Annotated in this window: 7 protein-coding genes; 3 read left to right on the plus strand and 4 right to left on the minus strand. The window is 75.1% G+C overall.

Annotated features, from left to right (window positions below):
• Positions 1-25: 25 nt before the first annotated feature.
• Complete coding sequence (locus OP18_RS12335) at positions 26-424, minus strand: hypothetical protein (protein WP_052386590.1); 399 nt, start codon at positions 422-424, stop codon at positions 26-28.
• A 28-nt stretch (positions 425-452) separates the two neighbouring features.
• Complete coding sequence (locus tag OP18_RS12340; RefSeq protein ID WP_033358890.1) at positions 453-1,409, minus strand: GlxA family transcriptional regulator; 957 nt, start codon at positions 1,407-1,409, stop codon at positions 453-455.
• Positions 1,410-1,479: 70 nt separating this feature from the next.
• Here OP18_RS12340 and OP18_RS12345 point away from each other — a divergent pair, with 70 nt between their 5' ends.
• From OP18_RS12345 to OP18_RS12355, 3 genes are all read left to right on the plus strand, one after another.
• Positions 1,480-2,751 (plus strand): APC family permease, encoded by a 1,272-nt coding sequence (locus OP18_RS12345; RefSeq protein WP_211273508.1) that lies wholly within the window; start codon positions 1,480-1,482, stop codon positions 2,749-2,751.
• A 31-nt stretch (positions 2,752-2,782) separates the two neighbouring features.
• Positions 2,783-3,115 carry a YciI family protein gene (locus OP18_RS12350; protein WP_033358891.1) on the plus strand — a complete coding sequence of 111 codons (333 nt, stop codon included), beginning with the start codon at positions 2,783-2,785 and terminating at the stop codon, positions 3,113-3,115.
• A gap of 67 nt (positions 3,116-3,182) precedes the next feature.
• The gene (locus tag OP18_RS12355; protein ID WP_033358995.1) at positions 3,183-4,370 is read left to right on the plus strand and encodes an RNA polymerase sigma factor; all 1,188 of its coding nucleotides are present in this window, start codon (positions 3,183-3,185) and stop codon (positions 4,368-4,370) included.
• Positions 4,371-4,461: 91 nt separating this feature from the next.
• Here OP18_RS12355 and OP18_RS57055 read toward each other — a convergent pair whose 3' ends face one another.
• Together OP18_RS57055 and OP18_RS12360 are read right to left on the minus strand one after the other, a co-directional pair.
• Positions 4,462-4,635, minus strand: a complete 174-nt coding sequence (locus OP18_RS57055; protein WP_156089462.1) for an SH3 domain-containing protein — start codon at positions 4,633-4,635, stop codon at positions 4,462-4,464.
• 987 nt (positions 4,636-5,622) lie between these two features.
• Positions 5,623-6,079: sigma-70 family RNA polymerase sigma factor (locus OP18_RS12360; RefSeq protein WP_033358996.1), on the minus strand; the 457-nt coding region annotated here is incomplete at its 5' end.

The following is a 6,079-nucleotide window of genomic DNA, read 5'->3' on the forward strand; positions in this document are numbered from 1 at the left end:
CGGCTACCCCCGGTCCGGGACCCGGTCACCGGGTGGCGGCTCGGATACCCGCGACTATGGCGGCGACCAGCAACCCGAGCACGAGCAGCAGCAGGACGACCGGGCTCAGCACCAGCAGCAGCACCAGGATCGCCACCACGACAACTTTCACCCAGGGACTCGCGCCCGACCAGGCGGCTTTGGTCGCGGCCCAGACCGGGTTCCTTCCCTGCAGCTTGGCTTTCAGCCCTTCGAAGACCACCTGCGTGGCGCCGCCTCGACCTGCCGCGAAATCCTGCAGATCGTCGGTCCAATCCTGCATCTTCCGCAACGCCTTCGCCGTGGCGTACCGCAGGGCCGCGGAGCCCAGGTCGCGCAGCGCGGCTGCCATGCCCGTCGCCACGGGGGCGCTGCTCGCGCCGCTGGCGCTGTCGGATGCTGTCATGTCGCAGTCTCCATGGCAAAGACTACCCTCAGCGGTGGAAGACCTGGCGGTACGTGGTCGGGGTGACGCTGGTCTGGCGGGCGAAGTGGGCGCGCAGGTTCGCCGGGGTGCCCAGACCGGTGCGGTGGGCGATCCGCTCGATCGAGTCGTCGGTGGTCTCGAGGAGCTCCTGCGCCAGCCGTACCCGCTGACCCAGCAACCACTGCAGAGGGCTGGTGCCGACCGACTCGCGGAATCGGCGGGCGAACGTGCGGGGGCTCAGGTTCGCCTCGCGGGCCAGGTCGGCGACGGTGAGCGGCTGGTCGAGGCGGATACGGGCCCAGTCCAGGGCGACGCTGAGCGCGTCCGGGGTGCGCGGGCGCTGCGGCGGGTGGGCGAACTGTGACTGGCCGCCGTCGCGGTGCGGCGGGACGACCATGCGGCGGGCGACCTCGTTGGCGACCGCCGCGCCGTGGTCGAGCCGGACGAGGTGCAGGCACAGGTCGATCGCGGCGCCGGTGCCGGCGGACGTGAAGACGGTGCCGTCGCAGGTGTACAGCACGTCGGGGTCGAACGTGACGGCGGGGAAGCGCTGGGTGAAGTCGAAGGCGTTCATCCAGTGGGTCGTGGCGCGGCGGCCGTCGAGCAGGCCGGCGGCGGCGAGCACGTACGCGCCGGTGCAGATCGCGACGATGCGGCGGCCGCGCCGGTACGCCTCCCGCACCACCTCGACCAGCTCCGGCGGCGGGGCGACCTGGGTGGCCCGGGCGAACGCCGGCACGATCACCGTGTCGGCGTCCGGCAGCGACGACCACGGGTACGGCGCGGTGACCGTCATGCCGGCGCGGGCGGGCAGCACGCCGGGGGTGGCGGCGGCGAAGCGCAGCTCGTACCACGGCGAGGCGAGATCACCGCGGTCGATGCCGAAGACCTCGCACGGGACGGCGAGCTCGAAGACCGGCATGTCCGGGGTGGCGGCGACCCCGACGACGTGACGCGCGCTCATGGCTCGAATCTATCCGAGGATGGCATTCCTGCCACTCGTGGACGCGGGTGCCGCCAGGTGGAATGGACGCATGCTGAACGTGCCGCAAGGGGCGGCTCTCTCGATCGGTGCGGTGCTCGGCACCGGGGTCATCGCGTTGCCGGCGCTCGCCGCCCAGACCGCCGGGCCGGCCTCGCTCGTGGCGTGGGCCGCCCTCATCGCGCTGTCGGTGCCGCTCGCCGCGACGTTCGCCGCGCTCGGCGCCAGGTTCCCCGACTCGGGCGGGGTCGCCACGTACGCGCGCCGGGCCTTCGGCGAGCGGGCCGCCGCGGTCGTCGGGTGGTGCTTCTACCTCGCGGTGCCGGTCGGTGCGCCCGCGGCGGCGCTGTTCGCCGGGGCGTACGTGGCCGCGGCGCTCGGCGGCGGCACCCGCACGGAGCTGCTGACCGCCGCCGGGCTGATGCTCGCGGTGACGGCCGGCAACCTCGGGGGCGTGCGGGTGTCCGGCCGGCTGCAGCTCGGCCTGGCGCTGCTGCTGGTGACGCTGCTGCTGACGGCGACCGTGACGGCGCTGCCGCACGCGGACCCCGGCCACCTGCGGCCGTTCGCGCCGCACGGCTGGTGGGCGGTCGGGTCCGCGGCGGCGCTGCTGGTGTGGGGGTTCGCCGGCTGGGAGGCGGTCACGTCCCTCGCGGCCGACTTCCGCCGGCCCGCCCGGGACCTGCCCCGCGCCACCGCGATCGCCCTGGTCGTCGTCGGGGTGCTGTACTTCGGCATCGCCGCGGCCAGCATCCTGGTGCTCGGCCCGGCGCCCGGCGACGCGCCCCTCGCCGAGCTGCTCGCCCGTGGCGTCGGCGGGCAGGTCAGGGTCCTCACCGCGGTCGCCGCGGTGCTGCTGACCCTCGGCACGATGAACGCGTACTACGCCGGCGCGGCCAAGCTCGGCGCGGCCCTCGGCCGGGACTCGGCGCTGCCCGCGTGGTTCGGCCGGGGCAGCGGCGCCGGCGAGGTCCCCCGGCGCAGCCTCACCGTGATCGCCGTGCTCGGCGGGCTGTCGCTGCTGCTCGTCACGGCGACCGGCACCGGCACCCGGCCGCTGGTCCTGCTCACCAGCGGCGCGTTCGTCCTCGTGTACGTGCTGGGCACCGCCGCCGCGCTGCGCCTGCTGCCCCGGCGGACGCCGGTGTGGTGGTGCGCCGCGGTCTCCTTCGCCGCGTCGCTCGGGCTGCTCGTCCTCAGCGGCTGGTACGTGCTGGGCACCGCCGCCGTCGCGGGCTGCGCACTGGCGTACCAGAAAATCGTCGGAAAAAAGTCCGCCCGGCCTGTCGATTCGGGGGCCGACCCGATTGACGTAGGAGTGTAAGAGGACGTTTTCCCTTGAAGGAGAGCCGGCGATGGCCCAGTACCTGATCCTGATCTACGAGAACGAGGCCGACTACGAGAGCGCGGACCAGTCGGTCTACCAGGAGGTGATGGACGCGCACAACCGCTTCGCGGAGCAGGTCGGCGAGCGGCTGCTCGGCGGCAACGCCCTGCAGCCCACCCAGACCGCCACCACGATCCGCGGCGACGTCGTCACCGACGGGCCGTTCGTGGAGACGAAGGAGGTCCTCGGCGGCTACTACCTCATCGAGGCCAAGGACCTCGACGAGGCCCTGGCGATCGGCAAGCTGTGCCCGGCCCGCTTCGGTGGCGTCGAGGTCCGCCCGGTGATGGTGTTCGAGTAGCCGGTTCATGGAGTCCGCCACCGTCCGTGAGGCGGTCGCCGACGCGCACCGTCGCGAGTGGGCCAGGGTGCTCGCCGCGACGGTGCGCGTCGCGCGCGACCTGGACCTCGCCGAGGAGTGCGTCCAGGACGCGTACGTCGCCGCCATGGACGCCTGGCTGCGCCAGGGCGTGCCGGCCAACCCCGGGGCGTGGTTGACCGTCGCCGCCCAGCGCCGTGCCATCAACGCCCACAAGCGCGCCGCGACGCTGCGCTCGAAGCTGCCCCTGCTGGTGGTGCCCGACGCCGAGGAGCCCGAGGAGCCCGAGGAGCCCGACGAGATCCCCGACGACCGGCTGCGGCTGGTGTTCACCTGCTGCCACCCGGCCCTGGCCCGCGAGGCCCAGCTGGCCATCACGCTGCGCCTGGTCTGCGGCCTGACGACGGCGGAGATCGCGCGCGCGTTCCTGGTCAGCGAGCCGACGATGGCGGCCCGGGTCACCCGCGCGAAGAAGAAGATCGCCGCGGCGGCCATCCCGTACCGCGTGCCGCCCCTGGAGGACCTGCCCGACCGGCTCGACGCCGTGCTCACCGTCGTGCACCTGGTCTTCACCACCGGCCACGCCGCCCCGACCGGCCCCGAACTGCTGCGCCCCGACCTCGTCGAGCGCGCGCTGGACCTGGCCCGGACCCTGTGCGCCCTCATGCCCGACGAACGCGAGGCGCAGGGCCTGCTCGCCCTCATGCTGCTGCACGACGCGCGCCGCGCCACCCGGGTCGCCGCCGACGGCCGGCTGCTGCTGCTCGAGGAGCAGGACCGGACCCGGTGGGACGCCGCCCAGATCGCCGAGGGCCTGCGCCTGGTGCGCGCCTGCCTGCGCGGCGGCCGCCCGGGCCGCTTCGCCCTGCAGGCCGCCATCGCCGCCGTCTACACCGAGGCCCCCACGTACGCCGACACCGACTGGCACCAGCTGCGCGGCCTGTACGACCTGCTCCTGGCCGCCTGGCCGTCCCCCGTCGTGGCCCTCAACCGCGCGGTCGTGGTCGCCATGGCCGACGGCCCGGCCGCGGCGCTGCCCCTGCTCGACGCGCTCGCCGAGGACCCGCGCCTGGTCGCGTACCACTACCTGCCGGCCGCCCGGGCCGACCTGCTGCGCCGCCTGGGCCGCCACGCGGAGGCCGAGGACGCGTACCGGGCGGCGATCGCCCTGTGCGACAACGCCGTCGAACGCGCCTTCCTGCACTCCCGCCTCGACGGCTCCGGCGCCCGGCCCTGAGGAGGGCTCGGACGCCGGAGCGCGGTCGCGGATCCGCCGGCGGCGCGGAGGGGCCGTGGAACCCCGGGCGCCGCGGCGGCGGTCCGCCGGTTCAGCAGGGGATCAGCTCACCCCGCCGGGCACGCACCCGCGTGCCGTCCATCAGCGTGATCTCGACGCGGCCGTTGGCGTCGGTATCGCCGAACGCGTAGATCTCCTTGCCGTCGTGCGGGGCCAGCTCGGCGTGGTGCACGCCGTTCCGGTCCGGCCGCAGGACCCATCTCAATTCCGGCGATTTACCCATTTCGCCCACCCCCTCGTCCGAGGCTAACGGCCGTCGCCCCGCCCCGGTGCGGACCCCGCCCCCGGGGCACCCGTGTGAGTGAGCCTCGGCGTCCCGCGACGGCGGCGGTTTCTGTCGTACCCGGGGCCGATACTGCCTACATGAGCGGTTGCGGAGGCGGGACGGGCGCGGGGGTGGTCGCAGCGGTGTGCGGTCAGGGGGTGCCGGCGAGGCGGACCTGATGCGCGGTGGTGGCGGGCCGGTGGCCGCGCGGGCGGGAACGCGGCGACGGGTTGGCGCGCGACTGCGGGCGATCCGGCGGCCTTTCGGGCTCGGCCGGCGACGTGCCCGCGCACGGCCTGCCGATCAGACGGGCAGCCCGCGGCGCTGGTTCGGAAGGCACCGCTGGCCCGGCAGGCACCCGCTGGCCCGGCAGGCACCCGCTGGCCCGGCAGGCACCCGCTGGCCCGGCAGGCACCCGCTGGTCCACCGGCCGCGGCCACCGCGGTGTGAGCGACCGATCGCGCCGGGTCGGACGCGGGTGCATCGCGCGATGTCCGCGTCGGGCCGCCGAACGATGACCGGCCCGGCGGTGCGGCCGATGGTCGACCAGCCCCGGCACTGCGGCCGCCGCGCGTGACGGCAGGGCTGGCGCCAACCGACGGGACTGGGTCTCACCGGCCCCTGCCCCCGGCGAACGTGATCTCGCGCGACGTGCCGATGGGCGCAAACCGCAGGGACGGCCGCGGCGGCGCCAGGCCACCGGACGCGGGACGCGGCGGCGGAAGCACCGGGCGGCCGGGACGGCGGCGGCAAGCCACCGGGATGGCGCGCGGCAGCGGCGAAGCTGCCGCGCGCCAGCGCTCGGCAGTGCGAGCGCAGCGAGCATGGGGGTGCGGGTGGGAACCCCCGCCGGGACCCGCCGCGTCAGCGGTGGGGGGAAGTACAGCCGGGACCCGCCGCGTCAGCGGTGGGGCGGAAGTACAGCCCTCAGTCCCTGGTGAGGGACGCGCGCAGGGTCTTCAGGGCGCCGGCGAGCAGCCGGGACACGTGCATCTGGGAGATGCCGAGCTCGGCGGCGATCTGCGACTGGGTCAGGTTGCCGTGGAAGCGCATCGCGATGATCTTCTGCTCGCGCTCCGGCAGCTTGGCCAGCAGCGGGCGCAGCGCCTCGCGGTTCTCCACGTTGGCGATGTCGGGGTCGTCTCCGCCGAGCAGGTCGCCGAGGCCGGTGACGCCGCCGTCGCCGGCCTCGCCGACGGGGGCGTCCAGCGACAGCGCCCGGTACGCCTGGCCGCAGTCGAGGCCCTCGATGATCTCCTCCTCGCTGGCGCCGAGCTTCTGCGCGAGGTCGGCGACCGTCGGGGAGCGGCCGAGGTCCTGGGCGAGGTCGCCGGAGACCTTGGAGATCTCCAGGCGCAGCTCCTGCAGGCGGCGGGGCACGCGC

Source organism: Dactylosporangium aurantiacum (assembly GCF_000716715.1).
GTDB lineage: Bacteria > Actinomycetota > Actinomycetes > Mycobacteriales > Micromonosporaceae > Dactylosporangium > Dactylosporangium aurantiacum.